The organism is Streptomyces cinnabarinus (assembly GCF_027270315.1).
Lineage (GTDB): Bacteria > Actinomycetota > Actinomycetes > Streptomycetales > Streptomycetaceae > Streptomyces > Streptomyces cinnabarinus.
On the sequence record NZ_CP114413.1, the window covers coordinates 470,329 to 493,085 of the forward strand.

General features: G+C 71.1%; 24 protein-coding genes. 11 read left to right on the top strand and 13 right to left on the bottom strand.

The genetic code is table 11. The features are described 5' to 3' along the window. Positions 1–68: 68 nt before the first annotated feature. The gene (locus STRCI_RS02195) at positions 69–527 is read left to right on the top strand and encodes a pyridoxamine 5'-phosphate oxidase family protein (RefSeq protein ID WP_269657079.1); all 459 of its coding nucleotides are present in this window, start codon (positions 69–71) and stop codon (positions 525–527) included. A 122-nt stretch (positions 528–649) separates the two neighbouring features. Continuing rightward, entirely contained in the window at positions 650–1,636 is a 987-nt protein-coding gene (gene sph / locus STRCI_RS02200; protein WP_269657080.1) for a sphingomyelin phosphodiesterase, read from the top strand. A gap of 22 nt (positions 1,637–1,658) precedes the next feature. Here sph and STRCI_RS02205 read toward each other — a convergent pair whose 3' ends face one another. The 6 genes from STRCI_RS02205 to STRCI_RS02225 form a co-directional block, all read right to left on the bottom strand. After that, positions 1,659–2,762 (bottom strand): LLM class flavin-dependent oxidoreductase, encoded by a 1,104-nt coding sequence (locus STRCI_RS02205; RefSeq protein WP_269657081.1) that lies wholly within the window; start codon positions 2,760–2,762, stop codon positions 1,659–1,661. Positions 2,763–2,906: 144 nt separating this feature from the next. Next, positions 2,907–3,761 (bottom strand): glutathione S-transferase C-terminal domain-containing protein, encoded by an 855-nt coding sequence (locus STRCI_RS02210; protein WP_269657082.1) that lies wholly within the window; start codon positions 3,759–3,761, stop codon positions 2,907–2,909. A gap of 117 nt (positions 3,762–3,878) precedes the next feature. Then, positions 3,879–3,992 carry a putative leader peptide gene (locus STRCI_RS43355; RefSeq protein ID WP_336298781.1) on the bottom strand — a complete coding sequence of 38 codons (114 nt, stop codon included), beginning with the start codon at positions 3,990–3,992 and terminating at the stop codon, positions 3,879–3,881. Between the two features lie 129 nt (positions 3,993–4,121). After that, the gene (ssuE, locus tag STRCI_RS02215) at positions 4,122–4,679 is read right to left on the bottom strand and encodes an NADPH-dependent FMN reductase (protein WP_269657083.1); all 558 of its coding nucleotides are present in this window, start codon (positions 4,677–4,679) and stop codon (positions 4,122–4,124) included. A gap of 24 nt (positions 4,680–4,703) precedes the next feature. After that, positions 4,704–4,898, bottom strand: a complete 195-nt coding sequence (locus tag STRCI_RS02220) for a hypothetical protein (protein ID WP_269657084.1) — start codon at positions 4,896–4,898, stop codon at positions 4,704–4,706. Further along, on the bottom strand, positions 4,895–6,013 hold the full coding sequence (locus STRCI_RS02225; RefSeq protein WP_269657085.1) for an LLM class flavin-dependent oxidoreductase: 1,119 nt from the start codon (positions 6,011–6,013) through the stop codon (positions 4,895–4,897). Before STRCI_RS02225 ends, STRCI_RS02220 begins: the two co-directional genes overlap by 4 nt. A 614-nt stretch (positions 6,014–6,627) precedes the next feature. Here STRCI_RS02225 and STRCI_RS02230 point away from each other — a divergent pair. Together STRCI_RS02230 and STRCI_RS02235 are read left to right on the top strand one after the other, a co-directional pair. Further along, the gene (locus tag STRCI_RS02230; protein ID WP_269657086.1) at positions 6,628–7,122 is read left to right on the top strand and encodes a winged helix-turn-helix domain-containing protein; all 495 of its coding nucleotides are present in this window, start codon (positions 6,628–6,630) and stop codon (positions 7,120–7,122) included. A 45-nt stretch (positions 7,123–7,167) separates the two neighbouring features. Beyond that, positions 7,168–8,397: an acyl-CoA dehydrogenase family protein gene (locus STRCI_RS02235; protein WP_269657087.1), complete on the top strand. Its 1,230-nt coding sequence runs from the start codon at positions 7,168–7,170 to the stop codon at positions 8,395–8,397. A 25-nt stretch (positions 8,398–8,422) separates the two neighbouring features. On the opposite strand, the gene STRCI_RS02240 is transcribed toward STRCI_RS02235, so the two are convergent. Further along, positions 8,423–9,541: a S1 family peptidase gene (locus tag STRCI_RS02240; RefSeq protein WP_269657088.1), complete on the bottom strand. Its 1,119-nt coding sequence runs from the start codon at positions 9,539–9,541 to the stop codon at positions 8,423–8,425. Between the two features lie 260 nt (positions 9,542–9,801). On the opposite strand from STRCI_RS02240, the gene STRCI_RS43360 reads away from it, so the two are divergent. From STRCI_RS43360 to STRCI_RS02255, 4 genes are read left to right on the top strand one after another with little or no spacing between them, the layout of a single operon-like run. Then, on the top strand, positions 9,802–9,903 hold the full coding sequence (locus tag STRCI_RS43360) for a putative leader peptide (protein ID WP_336298782.1): 102 nt from the start codon (positions 9,802–9,804) through the stop codon (positions 9,901–9,903). Between the two features lie 52 nt (positions 9,904–9,955). Then, positions 9,956–11,062, top strand: a complete 1,107-nt coding sequence (locus tag STRCI_RS02245) for an ABC transporter substrate-binding protein (RefSeq protein ID WP_269657089.1) — start codon at positions 9,956–9,958, stop codon at positions 11,060–11,062. A 32-nt stretch (positions 11,063–11,094) separates the two neighbouring features. Further along, a complete protein-coding gene (locus tag STRCI_RS02250; RefSeq protein WP_269657090.1) occupies positions 11,095–11,883 on the top strand; it encodes an ABC transporter ATP-binding protein in 789 nt (262 codons plus the stop codon). After that, positions 11,870–12,757 carry an ABC transporter permease gene (locus tag STRCI_RS02255; protein ID WP_269657091.1) on the top strand — a complete coding sequence of 296 codons (888 nt, stop codon included), beginning with the start codon at positions 11,870–11,872 and terminating at the stop codon, positions 12,755–12,757. Before STRCI_RS02250 ends, STRCI_RS02255 begins: the two co-directional genes overlap by 14 nt. 8 nt (positions 12,758–12,765) lie before the next feature. Here the strand turns inward: STRCI_RS02255 and STRCI_RS02260 are convergent, their stop codons facing one another. From STRCI_RS02260 to STRCI_RS02270, 3 genes are read right to left on the bottom strand one after another with little or no spacing between them, the layout of a single operon-like run. After that, positions 12,766–13,767 carry a VOC family protein gene (locus tag STRCI_RS02260; RefSeq protein WP_269657092.1) on the bottom strand — a complete coding sequence of 334 codons (1,002 nt, stop codon included), beginning with the start codon at positions 13,765–13,767 and terminating at the stop codon, positions 12,766–12,768. Beyond that, on the bottom strand, positions 13,764–14,636 hold the full coding sequence (locus STRCI_RS02265) for an alpha/beta fold hydrolase (protein ID WP_269657093.1): 873 nt from the start codon (positions 14,634–14,636) through the stop codon (positions 13,764–13,766). Before STRCI_RS02265 ends, STRCI_RS02260 begins: the two co-directional genes overlap by 4 nt. Continuing rightward, positions 14,633–16,213: a bifunctional 3-(3-hydroxy-phenyl)propionate/3-hydroxycinnamic acid hydroxylase gene (locus tag STRCI_RS02270; RefSeq protein ID WP_269657094.1), complete on the bottom strand. Its 1,581-nt coding sequence runs from the start codon at positions 16,211–16,213 to the stop codon at positions 14,633–14,635. Before STRCI_RS02270 ends, STRCI_RS02265 begins: the two co-directional genes overlap by 4 nt. A 109-nt stretch (positions 16,214–16,322) precedes the next feature. Here STRCI_RS02270 and STRCI_RS02275 point away from each other — a divergent pair, with 109 nt between their 5' ends. Continuing rightward, positions 16,323–16,955, top strand: coding sequence for a TetR/AcrR family transcriptional regulator (locus STRCI_RS02275; RefSeq protein ID WP_269657095.1), 633 nt, complete (start codon positions 16,323–16,325; stop codon positions 16,953–16,955). Then, the gene (locus tag STRCI_RS02280) at positions 16,952–17,998 is read left to right on the top strand and encodes an amidohydrolase family protein (protein WP_269657096.1); all 1,047 of its coding nucleotides are present in this window, start codon (positions 16,952–16,954) and stop codon (positions 17,996–17,998) included. Before STRCI_RS02275 ends, STRCI_RS02280 begins: the two co-directional genes overlap by 4 nt. Before the next feature lie 16 nt (positions 17,999–18,014). Here the strand turns inward: STRCI_RS02280 and STRCI_RS02285 are convergent, their stop codons facing one another. Genes STRCI_RS02285 through STRCI_RS02295 form a run of 3 tightly spaced genes read right to left on the bottom strand, consistent with a single transcriptional unit; the run spans position 18,015 to position 21,948 of the window. Next, entirely contained in the window at positions 18,015–19,862 is a 1,848-nt protein-coding gene (locus tag STRCI_RS02285; protein WP_269657097.1) for an acyl-CoA synthetase, read from the bottom strand. Further along, positions 19,859–20,818: a fumarylacetoacetate hydrolase family protein gene (locus STRCI_RS02290; RefSeq protein WP_269657098.1), complete on the bottom strand. Its 960-nt coding sequence runs from the start codon at positions 20,816–20,818 to the stop codon at positions 19,859–19,861. The genes STRCI_RS02285 and STRCI_RS02290 overlap by 4 nt, the downstream gene beginning before the upstream one ends. Further along, positions 20,815–21,948 (bottom strand): VOC family protein, encoded by a 1,134-nt coding sequence (locus STRCI_RS02295; protein WP_269657099.1) that lies wholly within the window; start codon positions 21,946–21,948, stop codon positions 20,815–20,817. Before STRCI_RS02295 ends, STRCI_RS02290 begins: the two co-directional genes overlap by 4 nt. 124 nt (positions 21,949–22,072) lie before the next feature. On the opposite strand from STRCI_RS02295, the gene STRCI_RS02300 reads away from it, so the two are divergent. Then, on the top strand, positions 22,073–22,741 hold the full coding sequence (locus STRCI_RS02300; RefSeq protein ID WP_269657100.1) for a TetR/AcrR family transcriptional regulator: 669 nt from the start codon (positions 22,073–22,075) through the stop codon (positions 22,739–22,741). Positions 22,742–22,757: the final 16 nt, after the last annotated feature.

Genomic DNA, 22,757 nt, shown 5'->3' on the forward strand with positions numbered 1-22,757 from the left:
GGCTCGTCCGGCGGACCTAGGACCGTTGCCCGAGGTGTCGGAGCGCCATGATCGGTAGCGTCCCGGCCATGACGAACACCGGCCTGCCCCGCACCCCCGACCAGCGCAGACGCGACGTACTGGAGCGACTGGAACGCGAACTCGACGTCTGGGTCGCCACGGCGGACCCCGAGGGGGTGCCCTGCATGGTGGCGCTGTGGTTCGTCTGGGACGGGCAGGCGCTGTGGGTGTCGACGCGGGGCACCAATCCGACGGGCCGGAACCTGCGGGAGGGCGGACGCACCCGGCTGGCGTTCGGCGACACCCAGGACGTGGTGCTCATCGACGGCGAGGCGGAGTCCTTCACGGCGAGCGAGGTTCCGGACGCGGCGGCCGAGGCGTTCCGGGCGAAGACCGGGTGGGACCCGCGCACGGAGCGGGCCGCCTACGCGTTCTTCCGGGTGCGCCCGCGGGCGGTGCAGGCGTGGCACGGGGTTCGGGAGTTGCCGCAGCGGCATCTCATGAAGGATGGGCGCTGGCTTGTCTAGACAGGTTCGGCACCCGTACCGCCGTAGGACATCCGATTCCCCCAAAGGTGTTACCCAGGAGTAATCCCAGATGGTTTGATGTGCGACGCCACTCAAGACCCCTTCCGACACAGGGAGAACCAGTGACGCTTTTCGCACAGCGCCGTGCACAGGGCTCGGCCGTGCTCGCCCTCTCGCTCGCCGCCGCCGGACTGGCCGGCGCGACGCCCACCGCGGCGGCCGCCGAGTCGGCACCGGGGCTGAAGGTGTTGTCCTACAACGTCTTCCTCTTCAGCAAGAGCCTGTACCCGAACTGGGGCCAGGACCATCGCGCCGCCGAGATCGTGAAGACGCCGTTCTTCCAGGGCAATGACGTGGTGGTGCTCCAGGAGGCGTTCGACAACTCCTCCTCGGACGCGCTGAAGTCCTCGGCGGCGGGCGCCTATCCGTACCAGACGCCCGTTGTGGGCCGCAGCAAGTCCGGCTGGGACGCGACCGGTGGCGCGTACTCGGCGACGACGCCGGAGGACGGCGGGGTCACGATCCTCAGCAAGTGGCCGATCCTGCGCAAGGAGCAGTACGTCTACAAGGACGCGTGCGGCGCGGACTGGTGGTCGAACAAGGGCTTCGCGTACGTCGTGCTGAACGTGAACGGCGCCAAGGTGCATGTGATCGGTACGCACGCCCAGTCCACGGACCCGGGCTGCGACGCCGGTGAGGCCGCCGCGATGCGCAGCCGCCAGTTCAAGGCGATCGACGCCTTCCTGGACGCCAAGAACATCCCGGCGAACGAGCAGGTGCTGGTCGCCGGTGACCTGAACGTCGACTCCCGCACCGCGGAGTACGGCACGATGCTCGCCGACGCGGGCCTCGTCGGCGCCGACGCGCGCACCGGGCACCCCTACTCGTTCGACACGCGGGACAACTCCATAGCCCGCGACCGCTACCCGGACGACCCGCGCGAGGACCTGGACTACGTCCTGCACCGAGCGGGCCACGCCCGTCCGGCCGTGTGGAAGAACGACGTCGTCAAGGAGCAGAGCGCGCCCTGGACGGTGTCGAGCTGGGGCACGGACTACACGTACACCAACCTGTCGGACCACTATCCGGTGACCGGCTCGGCGGGCTGACGGCCGGCCGGGGTGTGGTGGTTCAGCGCCGTGCCCACTCCCCGGCCAGCAGTTGGTAGGACCGCACCCGGTCCGTGTGGTCGTGGGTCATCGTCGTGATGAGGAGTTCGTCGGCGCCGGTGGCTTCCTGGAGTTGTTCCAGCCGGTCGGCGACGCGGGCCGGTGAGCCGACGAACTGGGTGTCGACGCGGTCCTGGACGAGGGCGCGGTCCGCGTCCGTCCACTCGTGGGCGCGGGCCTCCTTCAGGGTCGGGTACTCGATGGCGCCCTCGGCGCTGCGGATGCTGCGGACCCAGGGGCCGTACCCCTCGGCGAGCTCGCGGGCCGTCTCGTCGTCCTCGGCGACGACGACGTCCGCGGAGACGGCGACATACGGGGTGTCGAGGAACTCCGACGGGCGGAAGAAGGACCGGTAGCCGTCCACGGCCTCCAGGACGGTGGCGGGGCTGACGTGGTAGTTCGCGGCGAATCGCAGACCCCGGGCGCCGGCCGTCTCGGCGCTCGGGCCGCCGCCGCTGCCGAGGATCCATACCTCGACCTCGGCGCCCTCGCCCGGTACGGCGTGCGCCTCGATGCCCTCCGGGGACCGGTAGGTGCCCCCGAGCAGGGCGAGCAGGTCGTCGATCTGCCCGGCGTACTCCTGGGACTCGGCGTTCGGCAGCGTCAGCAGCTTGCGCTGGAGGGCGATCCGGGGTGAGCCGAGCAGGTGCTCGGGGTTGAACCGGGGCGGGATCAGCAGGCCGTTCGCCGGGCGGCGCGGCTCGGCCGCCGACGCTGCCCGCGGGCGGCCGCCGGAGCGGCCGAGGCCCAGGTCGAGGCGGCCGGGGTGGAGGGCGTCGATGAGGCCGAACTCCTCGACCGTGGACAGGGCGGTGCGGTGGCCGAGCTGCACGGCGCCGGAGCCGAGCCGGATGGTGGAGGTGGCGGCGGCCGTCAGGGCCAGGACGACCGCCGGGGACGTGCCCGCCACCCCGGGGTTGAGATGGTGTTCGGCGAACCAGTGGCGGGTGTATCCGAGGCGTTCGGCCTGCCGGGCGAGGTCGATGGAGTTGCGCAGGGCCTCGGCGGGGGTCGCGCCGGACGGGATCGGCACCAGGTCCAGGACGCCGAGGGGGATGGCTGACACGTTGGTGGTCTCCTCACGGTCGGCGGGCGGGCGCGGGTTCGGGGGCGTCACGGGGCGGCCTGTGCGGTGTGCGCCCGGTCCGGGTGGGTGAGGCCCAGGTGGTTGCGCAGGATGAGCCGTTCGTCCGGGCGGCGGCCGTGTGGGTCATCGGCCCGCGTGGCCGGCCCAGTCCAGGATCTGGACGGCCGCTCCCGCGGCTTCGAGGCCCTGGCAGTGGGCGTGATGGCGGCGGGCGATGCCGTCGAGGTCGAGGTGGGTGCCGAAGGCCGGGTGGGCGGCGAGGCGGCGGGCGTAGGCCCACAGCGCGGGGTGCTCGGCGATGCGCCGTACCGCCGCCGCGTCCAGGTGGTTGCGGTGGACGGTGTCGAGTTCCACGAGGGTGACCCACAACTCGACGTCGGCGGCGGTGATCTGATCGCGGATCATGAACTCCCGGCCGAGGAGCCACCGCTCCAGGGCGTCCAGGGTCTGGGCCAGCCGGTCGGCAGCGGCGGCCCGTTCCGGCTCGTCGCCGCCCGCCGATCCGGCGAGCTGCGCCGCCTGCGCGATGCCTTTGGCGCACATCCGCTCGACGGCCTCGATCTCCGACTCCGCTCCGCACGGGCGGAGTTGAGGACCTCCCGTCCCGAAGTGCCGGGCCAGGTCGCGGGCGATGCCGGGGGCGTGGGTGCTCACGATCCGGCCCGACCAGGCGTCGCTGAGGACGGGGGCGCGGGCCGGGCCGGTGTAGCGGTGGGTGCTCGCGTCGTAGAGCGGGCGCAGTGCGGCGTAGCCACCGTCACGACAGTCGGGGACGGCGGGCAGGACGACCGCCGGACAGGTGTCGTCCAGCCCCAGCAGGCTGTGGGTGACGGCGATCCGGAGGCCGTCCGGGCAGGCGGTCGACAGGTGGAGCCGGTAGCGGCGCGGCACGGCGTAGTGGCCGCTGCGGGCGTCCTGGCCGATACGGCCGTGGAAGTCGGCGGCGGAAGGATGGCCGGCCAGCGGTGTTACGGACATGACTCTCCCCGGGGCGGAAGCGGCAAGGGACGGGTGGCGGGGGCCGGTTCGCGCGCGCCGACGCGGGCGGTGCCGGTGGGCGACGCCGGTCGGTGGTGGGGCGCGGAGGTGGCCCGGTTACCCGAGGGGACCGATGGCGCTGCAGACGCGCAGCAGATCGATGTGACGGCGGGAGGTCAGAAGAGGGCAGGCCGAGGAGGCACGGCTGGTGACCGGCTCACGGCGCCCCATGTTTCCCTACCCGTTCACTAGGATTCCCGCTTCGGAGTGTCCGTCCGGCGCAGGCCGACGTCAAGAGGGCGTCCGCACACCTCGAAGGGGATCTTGGACGGGGCGTGTGGGAGCCGTGTTCGGCCCTGCTCAGCCGGCGGCGGCGAGCACGGCGGGGCGGCCGCCGAGGGCGAGGGAGAACTGGTCGGTGACCTGGGCCAGGGCCTCGGCGGAGCCCGGGGCCACGGAGAGCGTGCCGTCGTCGGCGACGGTGATGTCCTTGTCCAGAGTGAACCAGCCCGGGGTGATGTGGGCGGGGCCCATGGAGTTCAGGACGGGGCGCAGGGCGTAGTCGATGGCGAGGACATGGGCGGTGGTGCCGCCGGTGGCCAGCGGCAGGACGATCTTGCCCGCGAGGGCGTACTGCGGGAGCAGGTCGAGCAGCGCCTTCAGCAGCCCGGAGTAGGCGGCCTTGTAGACGGGGGTGCCGATCACCACTCCGTCCACGCGGTCGAAGAGGGCGGTGGTCTCGATGATCGCCGGGTGCCGGAAGTCGGCGCCGAGGAGCGCCTCGGCGGGCAGGGTGCGGACGTCGAGCGGTATCACCTCGTGCCCCTGGGCCCTGAGGCGGTCGTCGAGGTGGCGGAGCAGTCGTGCGGTGCGGGAGGTGGCGGAGGGGCTGCCGGAGACGGAGAGGACGGTGGCCATGGGGGTCCCTTCGGAGGAGTGGGTTCAGGAGGCGTTCTCGGGCGGGCCGGGAGGGTGGATCTCCGACTTGCCCACGGTCTGGACGCAGCGGGCGAGTTCGGCGTGCGCGTCCCTGCCGCTGCGGCGGGAGTACTCCTCGCCGAGTTCACGGATGAGTGGTCTCACCCGCGGGTCGGGGGCCGGGAGGTGAGGGACCGTCAGTTCGGGTGCGGAGGTCATCGGTTGGCCGTCGCGAGGTGCTTCGGGCCGCGGGCCGCGTCGCGCTTGGCGACTTCCTCGCGGACCAGGGGGATCACGTACCGGCCGAAGTCGATCGCGTCGCCGAGCAGGTCGTAGCCACGGGCGGAGAGGATGTCGACGCCGAGGTCGTAGTAGTCCAGCAGCGCCCGCGCGACCGTCTCCGGGGTGCCGACCAGGGCGTTGGAGTTGCCAGCGCCGCCCGTGGCGGCCGCGGTCGGGGTCCACAGTGCGCGGTCGTAGCGCTCCCCCGCCTCGGCGATGGCGAGAAGTCGCTGCGAGCCGGTGTTCTGTGGGGCGCCGGTGCGGTGGCGGCGTTTGAGGCCGGCCGCGCCCAGGTCCCGGATGGCGCCGACCGTGCGGTGGGCCTTCTCCCAGGCCAGTTCCTCGGTGGGCGCGATGATCGGGCGGAAGGCGACCTGGATCCGGGGGGTGTCGGTGCGGCCCGCGGCCCGCGCGGCGGCTTTCACCGCCTCGATCTGCTCCGCCGTCCGCTCCAGCGGCTCGCCCCACAGGCAGTAGATGTCGGCCTCGGCGCCGCCGGCGGCGTACGCGGCGGGCGACGAACCGCCGAACGAGACGTTCGGGCGCCGTTGTTGGACGGGGAAGACATCGCTGACGAAGTCGTGGAAGCGGTAGTGGTCGCCCTCGTGGTCGAAGGGCTCGTGGGTGGTCCAGATCTTCTTGACGATGCGGATGTACTCGCGGGTGCGGGCATAGCGCTCGTCCTTGGTGAGGGTGTCGCCCTCACGGCCCTGCTCGTGATCGTTGCCGCCGGTGATGAAGTGCACGGTCAGCCGGCCGTCACTGATCCGGTCGAGGGTGGCGAAGGTCTTGGCAGCGAAGGTGGGGTAGGAGACGTTGGGCCGGTGGGCGAGCAGGATCTGGAGCCGGTCCAGCTTGCTCGCGATGTACGCGGCGGCCGGGGCGGGGTCCGGTGATCCGGAGCCGTAGGCGAACAGCACCCGGTCCCAGCCGTGCTCCTCATGGGCGCGGGCGAGCCGGAGTGTGTACTCCTTGTCAAAGGCGGCGCCGGAGCGAGGGGTGGTTTCGGAACCGTTGTTGGTGGCGGCGATGCCGAGGAATTCCACGGGCATGGAGGTGGCCTTTCGGGGACGAGCGCACGCGGGCATGGTCCAAGGGCCCTGCATGCGGGCGTGGGTGACAGCCCGTCAGCAATACGGGGACGTCAGTGCCGCGGCAGCGCGCGTGAGAAGAGAGCTCGGCCCACGACGGGGTCACCGAGAAGGGGAAGGGCCGGCCGTCCGGCCCGCTGCCGCGTCAGGCGCAACACGCGGCGGACCACACCCGACCGAAGTCGATGTGGTCGCGTGAGACCAGGTGCGGCTGGGGCTTCATGCGACCAATTGAGCAGGCAATTTACCTGTCCGTCAAGCGGCGCCCGGATGGCGGACCGGTGCGGCGGGGCGAGCGAGGCATGACTGACACCGCCTCACCGGCCGTCGCCCGCGAGCCCTTTCTCTACTTTTCCTATCGAGTTACTAGGAAAGCATTGACGGGGCTCGTCCCCGCTGCGCAGGATGGGACCATGCCCCACACGCAGCAACGACTCGTACGTCGTCGGTATGTCGACTTTGGTCACGTCGTCAGTGCCGCCTGCTGTCACGCGTAAGGCACGCCTCCCGCGCTGCCGCTCCGCTCCTTCCCCCGGGGGGTGCGCCCCCCTCTCCGCTTCTGAAGGACGAACGCCATGACCACGGCACTTCCCACCACCGCACTGTCCGACGTCCGCCATCTGCGTCTGGTCGACGACCTTCCGCAGGACGCCGCCGGGGACCCCGGCTCCCCGCCGCTCGTCGGCTATCTCGTCCTGGTGCCCGAGGGCACCGACCCCACCGAACTCTTCGGCCGGGCCGGAGTCCGCCCGGCCGCGCCCCCGGTACGGCAGCCGGACGGCGCGGCTGTACGCATCGATCCCGCACGCCATGTCGCCGAGGTCGACGGAGTCGAACTCGACCTCACCTATCTGGAGTTCGCGCTGCTGGCGCACCTCGTCCGGCACCCCCACCACGTGCACTCGCGCGAGCGGCTGATGGCGGAGATCTGGGGCTACGACCACGTCGGTGACGGCCGCACCGTGGACGTCCACATCGCCCGGCTGCGCCGCAAGCTCGGCAAGGCCCACCGGGACCGGATCGTCACCGTACGCAGCGTGGGCTACAAGTACGTGCCGGGCCGCGCGTGAGCCCCGACGCCGCGCTCCACGGCCGACCTTGAGGAGAGCACTTCCATGGGCGTCGCCCCTGCCCCGTCCCGCACCGCCGCACAGTCCGGCCCGCCCGGACCCGACCGTACGCACTGGCTGCGCGTCGCCCGGGAGACGGCGGACGACCTGGCCACGGACGCGGTGGCCAGGGAACAGGCGGGCAAGGCGCCCTTCGACGAGGTGTCCCGGCTCCGCGAGGCCGGACTGCTGACCCTGCTGATCCCGGCCGAGCACGGCGGTGGCGGTGCCGACTGGGCCACGGCCTGCGCCGTCCTCCGGGAGATCGCCGCCGCCGACGCGGCCATCGGCCAACTCCTGGGCTGTCACTACGTCATGGCGTACGGCGCCCGGCTCTTCGCCGAGCCGGGGCTCGCCGCGCGGGTGGAGCGCCGGTCGGCGGCCGAGCTGTGGTGCTGGGGCGGGGGCGTCGCCCGCCAGGAGCCCCGGCTGACACTCGTGCCGTCCGGCGACGGGTACGTCCTGAACGGCCGGCAGAGCTATGTCACCGGCGTGCTCGTCGCCGACCGGCTGGCGGTACGGGCCGTGCGCGCCGACACCGGTGAACCCCTCGCGGTCATCGCCGACACCTCCGGCCGGGGCGTACGGATCGACGACGACGCCGACCCCTTCGGCCAGCGGCTCGCCGCCGGGGGAAGCGTGGAGTTCGACGGGGTACGGCTGGGCGTCGACGAAGTGCTCGGCTCGCTCTCCGCCGACGAGGACGTCCTGTCCCCCGCGGCATCCCTGGCCGCCCCGCTCGGGCGGCTCGTCTCGGTCCAGCTCCGCCTCGGGATCGCCGAGGGGGTGCTGGGCGAGGCCCGGGAGTACAGCAGGGCGGGCCACGCCCCCTGGCAAACGGAGTGGCCCGCCGGTTCCCCGCAGGACCCGCAGACGCTGGCCGCCTACGGCGAACTCACCGTCCTCACGCGCTCGGCATCCGCACTGGCGGCCGAAGCGCTGACGGCCCTGGAGGGCGGACTGCGCCGGGGCGCGGACCTCACCTACGACGAATGCGCCGAGATCTCGATCCTGGTCGCCGTCGCCGAGGCCGCCGCCTCCCGGGCCGCCCACGAGTCCACGGCCCGCGCCCTCGACATCGTCGGGGCCCGCTCGGCCTCCGCCCGCCTGGGTCTGGACCGCTTCTGGCGCAACGCCCGGACCCACACCCTGTACGAACCCGTCGCCCACCGGCTGCGTGACATCGGCGACTACTTCCTCAACGGCGCGCACCCTCCGTTCACCTTGCCGGTGTGAGCGGAGGGCGCGCCGACGGCCACTGTCAGAACGCGTGCAGCCCGTGGTGGGCGAGCACCCAGTGCACCGGCTGGAACCAGGACCGGTACTGACCCTGCGCACTGTTGCACGGTTCGCTCTGCGGCGTGTTGGTGCCGGAGAGGACACCGAGCGCATCCGTCCCCGCCCACAGCGGACCGCCGCTGTCTCCCTGGTGGGAACAGTTCGACGTCTTGATCATGTTCTTCAGGAGCGTGCCGTCCGAGAAGGTGACCGTCTCGCTGGGAGACAGCACGGCACCCACGAGGTCACTGGTGACGGCACCGGCGCGCTTCACCGACTCACCGTCATTGGGATAGCGGGAGTCGGTGATCTCGTAATCGACGCCCGCCGCACGGACGGCCCCGTAGGCGGCGAGGTTCTCGCCCCGGTACTCCATGACGGCGTAGTCCTTCTCGATGCCGCCGTAGTCATACCAGATGCGCTTGCCGAGGTAGATGCTCCCGGCCTCCCGGTCCCACCACTGGAAGGACGGAGAGTCCGCGCAGTGTCCGGCGGTGACGAAGTACTTCTGGCCGGAAGCGTCGCGGACGTTGAACCCGAGGGTGCAGGCCGAGTAGCGTCCCGCGGCCACGTCCGTGGACTCGATTCCGATGCCGCCGAGGGTCTCGTAGGCGGTCGCGTCGATCTTTCCGGGCAACCGGTTGACGCGCACGGCATCCCCGTACCGGGTGACAAGACGCATGAGCCGCTTCTCGTCGGCCGTCGTCGCGGCATCGAAGATGTCGACGGTCACCGTGTTGGTGCTCGGGTCGACGCCCCAGGAGGTGTTCGGGATCGGGTCCACGTCGGCTATGCGCCGGTCCAGCGTGGCGCGGACCGAGTTCAGGGTCGCGGCGCTGTGCTTCACGACCTTGGCGACGCCGCCCTCGGCCCGCACCTCCCGTGCGGCGGCCTCGTCGGTGACGGCGACGACGAGCTGCCCCGCCTTGTCGTAGTAGACGCCACCGCTGCGGTCCTGGCCGAACTCTGTGGCCAGTGCCCTCGCCTTCGCGGGGTCGGTGAGGGGGGCCGGGGCCGCGCTCGCGGTCGGCTGGGCCAGCGCGGCGAACAGGCCGCCGATCGCCACCGCCATCGTCAGACGACGTCTCGGGAGTCTCCTCATGGGTGCACCTCCGGTCAGCAAACGGCACGGCGTCCTTGATCGCCGTGCACCGGAGGATCGTAGATCGCCCCCAAAGTCCGCTGGGTGAACGGAGGATGACGATTCGTCAGTCTGTTCGAACCATCCGCCACTCCCAGCTGCGCATCTCATTGTGCAAGATCAGGTTGTCCAGCATATGAAAGCCCTCTTGGGGTCACGGCCACCTTCTGCCACGATCCCTAGCAACCAGGTAGGAAAACTAGGAATCGATGGGGGTGGGCATGAGCACGCTCGTTCGCGCAGCGCTGTCGTCGCCCCTTCTGACCTCTCGTCGTCACATCGATTTCCGTCGTACGTCGAGCGCCATCTGTCGGCCCTTCTGAGGCCCCTCGACACCCGTACGACCAATCCACCTCACCCTGAGAGGACACCTCCGTGTCTGCCGCACGACCGCTCACCGCTCTGCGCACCCTTGCCGCCATAGCGGCGCTCCCCCTCCTGCTCACCGCTTGCGGCTACGGTTCCGAGTCCGACGACGACGGCACGCAGGCCAAGGTCGCCGCGGACGCCAAGAAGCTCTCCGCCGACGAGGTGCGCATCGGCTACTTCCCGAACCTCACGCACGCCACCGCCCTGGTCGGCGTCGAGGAGGGCATCTTCCAGAAGGAACTCGGCGGCACCACGATCGAGCCCTCGACCTTCAACGCCGGCCCCTCCGAGATCGAGGCGCTGAACTCGGGGTCCATCGACATCGGGTGGATCGGCCCCTCCCCCGCCATCAACGGCTACACCAAGGCCGACGGCTCCAACCTGCGGATCATCTCCGGATCCGCCTCCGGCGGCGTGAAGCTGGTGGTGAACCCGGAGAAGATCAAGTCCCTCAAGGACCTCAAGGGCAAGAAGATCGCCACCCCTCAGCTCGGCAACACCCAGGACGTGGCGTTCCTCAACTGGATCGCCGAGCAGGGCTGGAAGGTCGACGCGCAGAGCGGCAAGGGTGACGTCTCCGTCGTCCGCACCGACAACAAGGTGACCCCGGACGCCTACAAGTCCGGCTCCGTCGACGGCGCCTGGGTGCCGGAGCCGACCGCCTCGAAGCTGGTCGCCGAGGGCGCCGAGGTGCTGCTGGACGAGGCCGACCTGTGGCCCGACAAGAAGTTCGTGATCACGAACATCATCGTGTCCCAGAAGTTCCTCAAGGAGCACCCGGACGTCGTCGAGGCCGTACTGCGCGGCTCGGTGAAGACCAACGAGTGGATCAACGCCAACCCGGACCAGGCCAAGGCGTCCGCCAACAAGGCTCTGGAGGGAGAGTCCGGCAAGGCCCTGCCCGCCGAGGTCATCGACCCGGCCTGGAAGTCGATCGCCTTCCTCGACGACCCGCTGGCCGCGACGCTCGGCACCGAGGCCGAGCACGCCGTGAAGGCCGGTCTGCTCGAACAGCCCGATCTCAACGGCATCTACGACCTCACCCTGCTCAACAAGGTCCTCAAGGCCGAGGGCAAGGACGCGGTCGACGACGCCGGTCTCGGCGTCAAGTAACGGATCCGACGATTTCCCAGGAGGTGACGACCATGGCAACCGCCCTCGCCAAGGCTGTCGGCACGGACACGTCCGTGGAGCACGCCGCGCGTATCACCCACGTCTCGAAGTCCTTCGGCGGCCCCGCCGGGCAGCAGCTCGTCCTGGACGACATCACCCTCGATGTCGCACCCGGCGAGTTCGTCACCCTCCTGGGAGCCTCCGGCTGCGGCAAGTCCACCCTGCTCAACCTCGTCGCCGGACTCGACCGCCCCAGCGCGGGCGACATCACCACTGACGGCCGCCCGGCCCTGATGTTCCAGGAACACGCCCTCTTCCCCTGGCTCACCGCGGGCAAGAACATCGAACTCGCCCTCAAACTCCGCGGCATCCCCAAGCCCGAGCGGCGCGCGCGGGCCGAGGAACTGCTGGACCTGGTCCGCCTGGGCGGGGCCTACGGCAAGCGGGTGCACGAACTGTCCGGCGGTATGCGCCAGCGCGTCGCCCTGGCCCGCGCCCTGGCCCAGGACAGCAAACTCCTCCTGATGGACGAGCCGTTCGCCGCGCTGGACGCCATCACCCGCGACGTCCTGCACGACGAACTGACCCGGATCTGGCGCGAGACGGGCCTGTCCGTCCTCTTCGTCACCCACAACGTCCGCGAGGCCGTACGCCTGGCCCAGCGGGTGGTGCTGCTGTCCTCCCGCCCCGGACGCATCGCCCGGGAATGGACCGTCTCCATCCCGCACCCGCGCCGCATCGAGGACAGCGAGGTCGCCGAACTGTCCGTCGAGATCACCGAAGAACTGCGTGGGGAGATCCGCCGCCATGGCCAGCACTGACACCACCGCCAAGGACGGCAACGACCTCGCCGGACTCGAAGCCGGCCTCGACGCCCTCGACACCGTCCAGACCACCCGCACCCCCCTGCGCGAGACCCTCCTCCGCAAGGTGCTGCCGCCGATCACCGCCGTGGCCCTGGTGCTGGTGGTGTGGCAGCTGCTGGTCTGGGCCGAGATAGCCCCCGCCTACAAACTCCCCGCACCTTCCGCCGTATGGGACGAGGTCCAGGCGGCCTGGCTCCAGGGCACCCTGCTGGACTACATCTGGACCAGCGTCTCGCGCGGCCTGCTCGGCTTCCTGTTCGCCCTCGCCATCGGCACCCCGCTCGGCCTGCTCGTCGCCCGGGTGAAGTTCATCCGGGCCGCCATCGGCCCGATCCTCTCCGGCCTCCAGTCCCTCCCCTCGGTGGCCTGGGTTCCTCCGGCCGTGCTGTGGCTGGGGCTGAACAACTCGATGATGTACGCCGTCATCCTGCTCGGCGCGGTCCCCTCCATCGCCAACGGCCTGGTCGCGGGCATCGACCAGATCCCCCCGCTGTTCCTGCGCGCCGGACGCACCCTCGGCGCCACCGGTCTCAAGGGTGCCTGGCACATCGTGATGCCGGGCGCGCTTCCAGGCTATCTGGCGGGTCTGAAGCAGGGCTGGGCGTTCTCCTGGCGTTCGCTGATGGCCGCCGAGATCATCGCCTCCTCCCCCGATCTCGGCGTCGGCCTGGGCCAGTTGCTGGAGAACGGCCGCAACAACGCCAGCATGTCCCAGGTCTTCCTCGCCATCTTCCTCATCCTCCTCGTCGGCATCGCCATCGACCTGCTGATCTTCAGCCCGCTGGAGCGCCGGGTCCTGCGCAGCCGCGGCCTGCTGGTCAAGAGCTGAGGGACCGCTCAGTCGTCGGGGACACCGCTTCCGCTCAGCGCGGGAACGGTGTCCTCGCGCTGTATCAGGGAGCGGGCGCCGAGGCGGAACTGCTCCAGGGTGTCGACGATCGTCTGGCCAATCGGGAGGTGACCCCAGACGCTGATGCCCTGGTGGGTGCTGGGCTCCCAGGTCGACTCGTCGATGACCAGGGGGTTCCAGCCCACCTCCCATTCGAAGCCGGAGGGGGTGCGGGCGTAGTACGACAGCTCCTTGTCGTTGGTGTGCTGTCCCACGGACAGGGCCATCTCGAAGCCGAGTTCGTGCACCCGCTCATAGCTGCGCGCCAGATCGTCCAGGCTCGCGGCCTGGATGTTCAGATGCTGGACGCGGGTGCGGACAGGGTCTACGGGCAGGCCGCGGGTGGCGGCGACGGCGATGGAGTGGTGGCGTTCGTTGACCCGCAGGAAGCGGATCTTGAGTTTGACGCCGCTGATGGTCTCGTCGATGTAGTCGGTGAGCCGGGCGTCGAAGACCGTGTCGAAGTAGCCGCGCAGCCGCGTCGGCTTCGTGGAGGTGATCGCGACGTGGCCCATGCCGGCGTCGCCGGTCACGAACCCGGAGGCCAGCATCCGCAGGGGCTCTGCCGCCCTGACCGGTGTCGTGTAGATCTCCTGCGTGATGCCCTTGGGGCCGGGGAAGCGCGACAGTCGCTCAACACCGCGCAGGGCTGCCTCCTCGGCCGTACCCCGCACCACGGGGACGCCATGGGCGCGGACGCGGGCCTCGATCCGTTCGAAGGCGTCGTGGTCGTCGATGTGCCAGCCCGTGGTCACGACGTCCTCGGCCGGGCCGCGCCGCAGCAGGAAGCGGCACTCCTGCTCGTCGAGGCGGAAGCGCATCAGGCCGGAGTCCAGGTCGTCGCGGTGCATGCCGATGGCGTCGGTGCCGAAGCGGGCCCAGTCGGTGAAGCGCCGGGTCTCGATGACGAGGTAGCCGAGATGGACGGCGCCGAAGACGGAGGTGTTCATCGTCGGCCCGCCAGGAAGTCGGCGCACAGCCGGTTGAACAGCTCGGCGCGCTCGAACTGCACCCAGTGGCCGGTGTTGGCCACGAGATACAGATCGCCGTTCGGCAGGCGCTCGGCGAGCATCCGGCCGCCGCTCGGCCGGTTGACCTGGTCGGCGGCGCCCCACAACACCAGGGTCGGCACGGGGAGCCGGGCCAGCCGGGCGTCGCGGGTGAAGTCCATCTTCCACAGGGTGCGCAGCGCGTTCGGACCGGACGGCCTGCGCAGCGGCGGGGCCGCGACCACCTCGGGGTCGATGCTGTCCCGGTAGCGGGCCTCGATCACCGATTCCGGGACGTCGGCGGCGTTGAAGACGAGGTGGTTCCGGATGAACTTCTCCAGCTTCTGCCGTGAAGGGCCGTCCCCGGAGTAGTAGTTGAGCAGGCTGTTCAGTCCGCGCGTGGGCAGCGCTCGAGTGGTGCCGATACCGCCGGGGCCCATCAGCACCATCCGGTCGACCCGGTCGGGCGTGTCCAGCGCGAGCCGCAGGGCACAGGCACCGCCGTAGGAATTCCCCACCAAGTGCGCCTTGGCGAGGCCGAGTCGGTCGAGCAACCCCCTGATCCCGTCGGCCAGGAACCCGAACGGGTCGGTGCCGTCGACGCCCTTGCTGCTGCGGCCGTAGCCGGGCAGGTCGGGGACGATGACCCGGTGCTCATTGGCCAACGCGCCGATGTTGCGGGCGTAGTTGGAGACTCCGGAGGCTCCGGGGCCGCCGCCGTGGAGCAGCAGGACGGGTGGGCCGTCGCCGGTCTCCGCGACGAAGATCTTCCGGCCTGCCACGTCCAGCAGGCGCTCCCGCATCGGGGGGAGTTCGGTGTGTGTGGTCATCGGGTCCTCGCAGGGGTGGGTGCGGGCGCGAATCCGCCGGGCGGCGGAGGGAGTTGGGTGGCGGCCGGAGCTGCCGCGTAGACGTAGCCGTCGGGGCGCAGCGCGAGGGTGGTCGCGCGATGCGTGCGCAGCCAGGGCAGCAGCACCGCGTCGCGGTCGACGAGCGTGCCCTCGGCAGGGGTGGAGCCGGCCGGTGTGACGGTGAGCGAGGGGACGCCGAGGTGGTCCCACGCGGGCTGCGGGACGGCCGTGCCGGCGTGCAGCAGCAGCCAGCGGCCGCCGAGCGCGTCGTCCAGCCGTACGCGTCTGCCGTCGGGGCCGGTCACCCAGGGCTGGGGGATCTGGTGCCCGGCGGCCTTGGCGCGCGAGCGGGCCTGGAGCCCGGCCCGGTAGTGGGCGCGGGGGATCCAGTTGGCGTCCTGCACCCACTGGCTGAAGCCCGGGAGGTGATCGAAGGCGCGCAGTGCGACGTTCCGCGCCGTCGCCACCGCCGTGCGCCGCTCGGTGATGATCCGGCCGACGAACACCGCCCGCCTGGTCACTTCCCGCACATGTGGTTTGCGTTCGGCCTCGTAGCTGTCGAGCGCCGACTCCGGCAGCTCGCCGCGCAGCACGGCGGCCAGCTTCCAGCACAGGTTGGCCGCGTCCCGCACCCCGGCGGCCATGCCCTGTCCGATCCACGGCGGCATGGCGTGAGCGGCGTCCCCGGCCAGGAAGACCCGGCCCACCCGGAACCGGGAGGCGAAGCGGACGTGGTGGCTGTAGACGGTGGCCCGCAGGATCCTGACGCTGTCCCGGCTGATCCCGTAGCGGGACACCAGCTCGTACACGGCCTCGTCGGTGGTCAGATACCCCTCGTCGTCGCCCGGCAGGATCGGGAACTCCCAGCGGTGGTGGCCGAGCGGGGTCGGGCAGTCCACCGCCGGGCGCGCCGGGTCACAGCGGAAGCGCAGCCGGTCGTGGTCCGGCCAGGGTTTGCGCATCTCGGTGTCGATGACGACCCAGCGGTCCTCGTACGTCCGTCCCTCGTACCCCACGTTGAGCTGCGCCCGGGTGAGGCTGGAGCCGCCGTCGGCGGCGATGACGTACGACGCCCGCAGCCGCCGTACCGTGTCGTCGGCGCCGGTGACGGTCAGCTCAACGCCCTCGGCGTCCTGGCTCAGCCGCAGGCACTCGTGCCGGAGCAGCACCTCGACGTTCGGGTATCGCGTGACGCCGTCACGCAGGACCCGCTCCAGCGCGGGCTGGTACAGGAACATCTGCGGCGGATGGCCGTGTCCGCGCGGGCTTGGGTGGGCGCTGATGAAGGGGCGGCCCACGGCGTCCACGAAGTCCAGCGGGCGCTCGGCCAGCATGTCCTCCTTCAGCCGCTCGGCCAGGCCGGTGCGCTGCCAGATCCGCATGACCTCCTCGTCCGTGGAGATCGCGCGCGCTCGGGCGTAGACATCGGCGTCGCGCTCCAGCACGACCACCCTGAGGCCCATCGCACCCAGCAGATTCGCGGCGGTCACACCGGTCGGCCCGTAGCCGATCACCGCCGCGTCATAGGCACCGTCACCGGCTCTGATCTCGCTCATGGGGCTACCTCACTGTCCTGCCTACGGCTCTTGCTGTAGCGTTTACTCCAATTGGAATGAACGCTACGGTAAGAGTGATGGCGAAGTCGGTCAAGAGAGGGCAGCCGCGATGACCAGGTCGGAGGCTCCGCGCAGAAAGCGGGCGAACGGGGTGGAGTCGCGGCAGCGGATCCTCGACGCCACCGTGGAGATCGCCGGGGAACGCGGCTACGACGGCACCTCCATCGCGGCCGTCAGCGCCAAGTGCGGACTGCCCGCCAGCTCGATCTACTGGCACTTCAAGGACAAGGACGACCTCATCGCCGCGGTCATCGAGCGCAGCTTCGAGACCTGGCTGACGGCCGTGGAACTCCCGGACGAGACGGAAGGGACCTCGCTGGACCGGGTCACGGTGATGGCCGCCAACATCGCCCGGTCCCTCCTCGACGCCCCCGACTTCCTCCGCCTCGGCCTCATGCTCGCCCTCGAACGACGCCCCACCGAACCACGCGGCAGAACCGTCTTCCTCCAGGTCCGGGACATCTCCAGACAGCGGATCGCGGACACCGTCCGCACCCTCTACCCGGAACTGGACGAGGCCGCCGTCCGCACCCTCACCACCTACGCCGTCGCGGGCGCCGACGGACTCTTCATCCAGCGGGAGATCAGCGGCGACGACGTCGATCTGGTGGCGGTCTTCCAACTGCACGCACAGCTCATCCACGACGCGGCGAACCGCATGGCAGCAAGGAGCGAGGCATGACCCTCACCGAAGGACAGCGCGCAAGGGCCACCGCACCGCCGCGACGTGTGGACGTGCATCAGCATCTCGTCCCCGCCTTCTACCGCGATCTGCTCGCCAAGGCGGGCATCGCCGAGGCGGGTGGCCGGGCCCTGCCCGCCTGGAGCCCGGAGACGGCCATCGAGGCGATGGACCTGCTGGGCACCGCAACGGCCCTGCTGTCCGTCTCCACCCCGGGCACCGCCTTCCTCACCGACCCGGCCGAGGCCGCCGACCTCGCCCGGCGGCTGAACGACCACTGCACCGACCTGGTCGCCGAACACCCGGCCCGTTTCGGCTACTTCGCCACTCTGCCGATGCCCGACGCGCCCGCCTCCGCAGCAGAGGCCGCCAGAGCCCTGGACACGCTGGGCGCGGACGGGGTCACCCTGCTCGCCAACAACCGGGGCACCTATCTCGGCGCCGACGGCCAGGACGAGTTGTGGCGGGCGCTGAACGACCGTGGTGCCGTCGTCTTCGTGCACCCGGCCGAACTCCCGGCACCCGCCGTGGAGAACATCCCGCCCTTCGCCGCCGACTTCCTCCTCGACACCACCCGGGCCGCCTATCTCCTCGTCCGCAACGGCGTCGTGCGGCGGTACCCGGACATCCGGTTCATCCTGAGCCACGGCGGCGGCTTCGTCCCGTACGCCTCCCACCGCATGGGCGTCACCATCGCGGCCGACACCGGCCGCAGCCCGCTGGACGTACTGGACGACTTCCGCACCTTCTACTTCGACACCGCCCTGACCTCCAGCCCGGCCGCGCTCCCCACCCTGCTGGCGTTCGCGCGCCCGGGGCATGTGCTGTTCGGCTCCGACTGGCCCTTCGCGCCCTCGGCGGCAGGCCAGTACTTCGCCTGCGGCCTGGACGCGGCGGATGCCCCGGCGGTGAACCGCTCCAACGCCGAGGCCCTCTTCCCCCGCCTCGGCGCAACCCCGGCCCCCACTCCCCCGAGGCGGCTGCGTCACGCCGTGCAACGAGCCGCCGCCCGCCTGGTCTTCAGACTGGTCCAGCCCTCCTGACCGGACCGGCACCCGCTCAGCCGTCCCCCGGCTGCCCGCCGACGACCCGGCAGCGCACCGCGAACTCGCCGACTCTGCGCTCCACTTCGGCGAGGTCCGCGCCGGGGTGCGAGGTCACCGTGGCGCTCACGGTCTCCAGGTCGACCTCGACCTCGGCGAGTCCTGCCAGCGCCTCGGCGAGGACCCTGCGCGTGGCGTCGGCACGCAGGGGCAGCTTGTACGGCTTGCCGACCGCGGTGACGGGCAGGGCGTCGAGGACGCGGACGGCCTTGGGCGCGGCGGCGCGCTCCGCGATGTGCGCGGCGGCCCACTCGCGCAGCTCGTCCTCCCCGACCGTGCCGTCGGCCAGCGTCACGTACGCCACCGGCACCTCGCCCGCCCGCCGGTCCGGCTGACCGACGGCCTGGGCGCCGGTGACCGCGGGATGCGACAGCAGCGCGTCCTCGATCACCCGGGGATCGATGTTGTGGCCGCCCCGGATGATGAGGTCCTTCGCCCGGCCGGTGAGATGGAGGAAGCCGTCCTCGTCGAGGCAGCCCAGGTCACCGGTGTTCAGCCAGCCGTCGACCACCTTGCCCTGGGTGCTGATCCGGTGCCCGTCGCCGTCCCGGCCCTCGACATAGCCGGGGAAGACGGTGGGCCCGCTGATGTGCACGACGCCGATCTCACCGGGCGGTAGCCCGTCGCCGATCCGGATGCGCTGGTACGGCAGCCGCTGCCCGACCGAGCCGGGGCGGGAGATGTCCAGGAAGCCGCGGACGCTGGCGCAGGTCGCCTCGGTGAGGCCGTATCCCTCCAGCAGCGGTATGCCCGTCGCCTTCTCGAAGGAGGTCCGCACGCCCTCGGGCAGGGCGGAGGCGCCGACCATCGCGCAGCGCATCGACCCGATGTCCGCGCCGTCGACCGGACAGCCGGCCAGGACGGAGTACACGGTCGGCACGGCGCTCATGGTGGCGATCCGGTAGTGCTCGACGATGCGCCAGAACTCCGCGTACAGCGCCACGTCGCGGTAGCCCAACGGGCCCGCCCACACCACCTGCTGGCCCCGGAACAGCGGCGCGAGGAGGGTGACCACGAGTGCGTTGACGTGGAACAGCGGCAGTGCGGCGAAAACGACCGACTGTTCGTCCAGCACGGAGTTGGCCGCGATCATCCAGGCGTCGCTGATCTCGTTGGCGTGCGTGTGCGCGGCGAGTCCGGGCGCGCCCGTCGTGCCGCCGGTGTGGAAGAAGGCGGCGAGGTCGGTGGCGGCGGGGGGCGTGCCGAGGAAGTGGTCGCGTGGGCAGTCTGCGGCCAGCTCGGCGAGGTAGGTCACATCGGCGACGGGCTCGGCGGCGTCCGACTCGGCGCCCGGGGGGCGCAGGACAAGGACGTGGTCGACCAGGCCGTCGCGGACCAGCCGGGCCCCGGCCTCGAAGGCCGCGCCGTCCAGTTCGGGCGACGCGGTGATCAGGATCCGGGCACCGGAGCGGCGGAGGAGTTCGGCGACATGGTCGTGGGAGAGCGCCGGGTTGATGGGGGTGACGATCCCGGCGAGCTGTGCGCCCAGCAGCGCGGTGACGAGCTCGTCGCAGTTCGGGGAGAGCAGTGCGACGCTGTCGCCCCGGCGGACCCCGAGCCGGTGCAGGGCGTTGGCGACCTGATGCACATCTGCGAGGAGGTCCGCGTGCGTCCGGGTGCTCGGTGAGCGCCAGGACTGCGCGTCCGGAAGGACGGTGAGCGCGGTCCGCTCGGGCCACTGCTCGGCCGCGCGGCGCAGCAGGTCGTAGGAGGTGCCGGGCAGTCCGCGTGCGGACAGCGGCGTGGCCTCGATGACGGGCAGGTCGTCGGGGTGGTCGTAGCGCGGCCAGTCGGTGTCGGTCATGCGAACCTCACCTTGTTCTGCTGCTTGCCCAGGTCGATGGCCCCGTCGGGGGTGCGGATGGTCAGCTCCACGACGTCCCCGTCGCGGAGGTACTTGTCGTTTCTGGCCTGGGAGTTGAAGAACGCCTTCCACTTCATCGCGGGCGGCAGCAGGGCGCCGATGATCTCCACCGGCTTGGGCGGGGCTTTGAGCGCGGTGCCGCCGGGTGTGCCGGTGAGGATGAGGTCGCCGCTCGACAGGGCCTGGAAGCGGGAGAGTTCCTGGAGTGCCTGGAGCGGGCTGTAGATCATGTCCGTGAGGTCGCTGCTCTGCCGGATCTCGCCGTTGACCTTGAGGACGAGCCTCAGTTCGGCGAGCCGGTCGAGTTCGTCCGCTTCCAGCAGGACCAGGGCGGGGCCGACCGGAGTGAACCCGGGGTAGGACTTGGCCTCGTAGAACTGGGTCTTGGGCAGTTGGACGTCCCGCGCCGAGATGTCGTTGGTGATGACGAGACCGGCGATGTGGTCCTTCCAGCTGGCGGCGGTCACGGTCGCGCCGACGTCGAGGGGGCGTCCGACGACCAGGCCGAGCTCGATCTCGTAGTCCAGGAAGCGGACATGGCCAGGGCGCACGATCTCGTCGAAGGGGCCGCTGATGGAGCCCGAGGTCTTGCGGAAGAAGGTCAGCGGGACCGTCCGCGGGTTCATGCCCGAATCTCGCACATGGGAGACGTAGTTGGTCATCTGCGCGACGACCCGGCACGGGGCGGTGACCGGGGAGAGCAGCGGGAGGTCCGCGATCTCGCGGGACGCGGCGGCCGAGTTGGCGGAGCGGGCCTCGGCCAGCGCCATGTGAACGGTGACCACGTCGTCGAGGAGTTCGGCGGTCGTGGTGGCCGAGGTCTGGACCGGCACGGCGCGGTGCGCGTCGAGCGCGACCCACCACGCGTCGGAGGTACGGAGGACGGAGATGCTCATGAGGAAGCCACTTTCAGCAGGCCGCGCAGGCGTGCGAGGTCGAACTCGTTGTCGTGTGCCCGGAGGGCGGTGAGGATCGAGCGCAGCTCGGCCAGCGACTCCCGGCCTGGGGCGATGCCCAGGAAGTCCCTGGTGGCCGGCGGGCCCCACTGTGCGAGACCGGTCGCGGTCATGGGCGCCCAGCCGGGCTCCAGGGTGCAGTCGAACCGGTCGCCGTCGGTGAAGTGCTCGACCAGGAAGCCGTCGGGGTCACGCCAGTAGTCGAAGATCTGGCTGCCCTGGATGTGCCGGCCGATCCCCCAGGAGCGCCGGTATCCCGCCCTGCGCAGGTGTTCCCCGCCCGCGGCGAGCGCGTCGAGGTCGGTCACCTCGTACGCCGAGTGCACATACCGGTTGGAGGGGCCCAGGGTGAGCGCCAGGGTGTGGTGGTCGGTGAGCGTGCCGCCACGGTCGCAGCGGATGAAGCTCATGGTGGGACCCCGCTCGCGCTGGCCCTCGTAATAGAGGAAGTCGCTGACGATCAGGCCGAGTTGGTCCAGGTACCAGTCGAGGGTGCGCCGGTAGGTGGTGGACTGGAGAACCACGTGCCCGAGGCGCCGTACGCCGGCCGGTTCCCGGGGCGGTCGCTGGGTGGCGTTGGCGCGGTCGAGGCCGTCGCCGAGGTTGAGGCGCAGCGGCCGCTGTCCGGGCAGCGCGGGCAGGTCGTCGGCGTCGGCGACGACCCGGACCCGCAGTCCGCCGGGGTCGAGCAGGTCCACGACGGACCCGCCGAGGGTCGGGGGCAGTGCGCGCACCCGAGTGCCGGTGGCGTCGGCCAGCCGGAGCAGGTCGCGGGTCTCGGCGGCGCGGAAGGCCGGGCCGAGGAAGCGGGCGGCGCTCCCCTTGCGGACGATCACGCAGGGCGTGCCCGCCAGGGTTCCCCGCAGGTGCAGTTCCCGGGCGTCCCGGTGGGACGTCACGAAGCCGAAGGCCCGCGCGAAGGACTCGGCGCGGTCCAGATCGGGCTTCACGAACTCCAGCCACGCGATGTCGTGGACCTTGATCACCGGGTTCGCGGCCCGGCCGGGATGCTCCCCGGGCCGGGCGCCCTGCTCGGAGTGCAGGTCGTTGTGTGTGCCGGACACGGCCATCACCTCCTGAAGGAATATTCAGTCTCGAAGATGAGTTCAGTCAAGAGAACTGAAGAAATCTTCAGGAAACCTGGAGAGGCGGCTAGAGTGCGGATGACCAGGTACGGGTGGGACGGAGAGTGCGATGGCCGAGAGCACGGCGGCTGAGAAGGCCGCGCCGCGGCGGACGGACCGGCGCAAGGCGCGGACCCGCAGCGCGCTGGTGTACGCGGCGCAGCGGCTGCTGGCCGAGGGCCGCACCGACGTCCCCATCCAGGAGATCACCGAGCTGGCAGACATCGGCGTCGGCTCGTTCTACAACCACTTCGACAGCAAGGACGAGCTGTTCCGCGTCGCCGTGGAGGAGGCACTGGAGTGGTGGGGCACACTCATGGACCGGCTCACCGCTGGCCTGGAGGACCCCGCGGTCGCCTACGCCCAGAGCTTCCGGATGACCGGCCGCCTGCACCGCCGCCACCCCGAGCTGAGCAGGCTCCTCCTGCGCCAGGGGCTCGAACTCGTCCGCTACGACCGCGGTCTGGCGCCCCGCGCCCTGCAGGACATCAGGGCCGCGGTGGACGCGGGCCGGTTCGAGGTGGAGGACATGGATCTGGCGCTGGCGGTGACGGCGGGCGCCGTGCTGTCCCTGGGCGCGCTGCTGCACGAACAGCCCGAGCGGGACGCGGCGACCTCCGCAGACCTGGTCGCCCGGGGTCTGCTGCGGCAGTTCGGCATCCCGCCCGAGGAGGCCGAGCGGATCTGCTCGCTTGAGCTGCCGGACCTGGACCTCGCGGAGCCCTTCGAGAGGGCTTAGGGCGACTGCCGTGAAG

What these genes read in the sequence shown, in the direction of transcription:
- STRCI_RS02195 (WP_269657079.1), top strand. Translation starts at nt 69, where the DNA reads ATGACGAACACCGGCCTGCCCCGCACCCCCGACCAGCGCAGACGCGAC.
- STRCI_RS02210 (WP_269657082.1), bottom strand. Translation starts at nt 3,761, where the DNA reads ATGTCCGTAACACCGCTGGCCGGCCATCCTTCCGCCGCCGACTTCCAC.
- STRCI_RS43355 (WP_336298781.1), bottom strand. Translation starts at nt 3,992, where the DNA reads ATGGGGCGCCGTGAGCCGGTCACCAGCCGTGCCTCCTCGGCCTGCCCT.
- ssuE (WP_269657083.1), bottom strand. Translation starts at nt 4,679, where the DNA reads ATGGCCACCGTCCTCTCCGTCTCCGGCAGCCCCTCCGCCACCTCCCGC.
- STRCI_RS02220 (WP_269657084.1), bottom strand. Translation starts at nt 4,898, where the DNA reads ATGACCTCCGCACCCGAACTGACGGTCCCTCACCTCCCGGCCCCCGAC.
- STRCI_RS02225 (WP_269657085.1), bottom strand. Translation starts at nt 6,013, where the DNA reads ATGCCCGTGGAATTCCTCGGCATCGCCGCCACCAACAACGGTTCCGAA.
- STRCI_RS02230 (WP_269657086.1), top strand. Translation starts at nt 6,628, where the DNA reads ATGACCACGGCACTTCCCACCACCGCACTGTCCGACGTCCGCCATCTG.
- STRCI_RS02235 (WP_269657087.1), top strand. Translation starts at nt 7,168, where the DNA reads ATGGGCGTCGCCCCTGCCCCGTCCCGCACCGCCGCACAGTCCGGCCCG.
- STRCI_RS02240 (WP_269657088.1), bottom strand. Translation starts at nt 9,541, where the DNA reads ATGAGGAGACTCCCGAGACGTCGTCTGACGATGGCGGTGGCGATCGGC.
- STRCI_RS43360 (WP_336298782.1), top strand. Translation starts at nt 9,802, where the DNA reads ATGAGCACGCTCGTTCGCGCAGCGCTGTCGTCGCCCCTTCTGACCTCT.
- STRCI_RS02250 (WP_269657090.1), top strand. Translation starts at nt 11,095, where the DNA reads ATGGCAACCGCCCTCGCCAAGGCTGTCGGCACGGACACGTCCGTGGAG.
- STRCI_RS02255 (WP_269657091.1), top strand. Translation starts at nt 11,870, where the DNA reads ATGGCCAGCACTGACACCACCGCCAAGGACGGCAACGACCTCGCCGGA.
- STRCI_RS02260 (WP_269657092.1), bottom strand. Translation starts at nt 13,767, where the DNA reads ATGAACACCTCCGTCTTCGGCGCCGTCCATCTCGGCTACCTCGTCATC.
- STRCI_RS02265 (WP_269657093.1), bottom strand. Translation starts at nt 14,636, where the DNA reads ATGACCACACACACCGAACTCCCCCCGATGCGGGAGCGCCTGCTGGAC.
- STRCI_RS02270 (WP_269657094.1), bottom strand. Translation starts at nt 16,213, where the DNA reads ATGAGCGAGATCAGAGCCGGTGACGGTGCCTATGACGCGGCGGTGATC.
- STRCI_RS02275 (WP_269657095.1), top strand. Translation starts at nt 16,323, where the DNA reads ATGACCAGGTCGGAGGCTCCGCGCAGAAAGCGGGCGAACGGGGTGGAG.
- STRCI_RS02280 (WP_269657096.1), top strand. Translation starts at nt 16,952, where the DNA reads ATGACCCTCACCGAAGGACAGCGCGCAAGGGCCACCGCACCGCCGCGA.
- STRCI_RS02285 (WP_269657097.1), bottom strand. Translation starts at nt 19,862, where the DNA reads ATGACCGACACCGACTGGCCGCGCTACGACCACCCCGACGACCTGCCC.
- STRCI_RS02290 (WP_269657098.1), bottom strand. Translation starts at nt 20,818, where the DNA reads ATGAGCATCTCCGTCCTCCGTACCTCCGACGCGTGGTGGGTCGCGCTC.
- STRCI_RS02295 (WP_269657099.1), bottom strand. Translation starts at nt 21,948, where the DNA reads ATGGCCGTGTCCGGCACACACAACGACCTGCACTCCGAGCAGGGCGCC.
- STRCI_RS02300 (WP_269657100.1), top strand. Translation starts at nt 22,073, where the DNA reads ATGGCCGAGAGCACGGCGGCTGAGAAGGCCGCGCCGCGGCGGACGGAC.